Source organism: Streptomyces sp. NPDC052225 (assembly GCF_040679615.1).
Lineage (GTDB): Bacteria > Actinomycetota > Actinomycetes > Streptomycetales > Streptomycetaceae > Streptomyces.
This window is the reverse complement of sequence record NZ_JBFAVD010000067.1, coordinates 1-1,847: the sequence shown is the minus strand read 5'-3', so window position 1 is coordinate 1,847 and position 1,847 is coordinate 1. Positions and strand designations below refer to the sequence as shown.

Below are 1,847 nucleotides of genomic sequence, written 5' to 3'. Positions count from 1 at the left end.
ACACAGTGGACGCGAGCAACTGAGGACAAGCCCTCGGCCTATTAGTACCAGTCACCTCCACCCGTTACCGGGCTTCCAGATCTGGCCTATCAACCCAGTCGTCTACTGGGAGCCTTAACCCCTCAAAGGGGGTGGGAGTCCTCATCTTGAAGCAGGCTTCCCGCTTAGATGCTTTCAGCGGTTATCCTTTCCGAACGTAGCCAACCAGCCATGCCCTTGGCAGGACAACTGGCACACCAGAGGTTCGTCCGTCCCGGTCCTCTCGTACTAGGGACAGCCCTTCTCAAGACTCCTACGCGCACAGCGGATAGGGACCGAACTGTCTCACGACGTTCTAAACCCAGCTCGCGTACCGCTTTAATGGGCGAACAGCCCAACCCTTGGGACCGACTCCAGCCCCAGGATGCGACGAGCCGACATCGAGGTGCCAAACCATCCCGTCGATATGGACTCTTGGGGAAGATCAGCCTGTTATCCCCGGGGTACCTTTTATCCGTTGAGCGACGGCGCTTCCACAAGCCACCGCCGGATCACTAGTCCCGACTTTCGTCCCTGCTCGACCCGTCGGTCTCACAGTCAAGCTCCCTTGTGCACTTACACTCAACACCTGATTACCAACCAGGCTGAGGGAACCTTTGGGCGCCTCCGTTACCCTTTGGGAGGCAACCGCCCCAGTTAAACTACCCATCAGACACTGTCCCTGATCCGGATCACGGACCCAGGTTAGACATCCAGCACGACCAGAGTGGTATTTCAACGACGACTCCCCAACCACTGGCGTGGCTGGTTCAAAGTCTCCCACCTATCCTACACAAGCCGAACCGAACACCAATATCAAACTGTAGTAAAGGTCCCGGGGTCTTTCCGTCCTGCTGCGCGAAACGAGCATCTTTACTCGTAGTGCAATTTCACCGGGCCTATGGTTGAGACAGTCGAGAAGTCGTTACGCCATTCGTGCAGGTCGGAACTTACCCGACAAGGAATTTCGCTACCTTAGGATGGTTATAGTTACCACCGCCGTTTACTGGCGCTTAAGTTCTCAGCTTCGCACACCCGAAAGTGCACTAACCGGTCCCCTTAACGTTCCAGCACCGGGCAGGCGTCAGTCCGTATACATCGCCTTACGGCTTCGCACGGACCTGTGTTTTTAGTAAACAGTCGCTTCTCGCTGGTCTCTGCGGCCACCCCCAGCTCAGAGTGCAAGACTCATCACCGGTGATGGCCCCCCTTCTCCCGAAGTTACGGGGGCATTTTGCCGAGTTCCTTAACCATAGTTCACCCGAACGCCTCGGTATTCTCTACCTGACCACCTGAGTCGGTTTAGGGTACGGGCCGCCATGAAACTCGCTAGAGGCTTTTCTCGACAGCATAGGATCATCCACTTCACCACAATCGGCTCGGCATCAGGTCTCAGCCTTAATGTGCGACGGATTTACCTATCACACGGCCTACACCCTTACCCCGGGACAACCACCGCCCGGGCTGGACTACCTTCCTGCGTCACCCCATCACTCACCTACTACCAACTTGGGCCGGCGGCTCCACCACTTTCCATTCCCCGAAGGGTCCGGAACGGCTTCACGGCCTTAGCATCACTGGATTCAATGTTTGACGCTTCACAGCGGGTACCGGAATATCAACCGGTTATCCATCGACTACGCCTGTCGGCCTCGCCTTAGGTCCCGACTTACCCTGGGCAGATCAGCTTGACCCAGGAACCCTTAGTCAATCGGCGCACACGTTTCTCACGTGTGTATCGCTACTCATGCCTGCATTCTCACTCGTGAACCGTCCACAACTCGCTTCCGCGGCTGCTTCACCCGGCACACGACGCTCCCCTACCCATC

Annotated in this window: 1 rRNA gene; it reads right to left on the bottom strand. The window is 56.8% G+C overall.

Features of this window, described 5'->3' with window-relative positions:
• Positions 1-21 precede the first annotated feature (21 nt).
• Positions 22-1,847: ribosomal RNA gene (locus AB0L37_RS38320) — 23S ribosomal RNA — on the bottom strand; the annotation flags it as partial.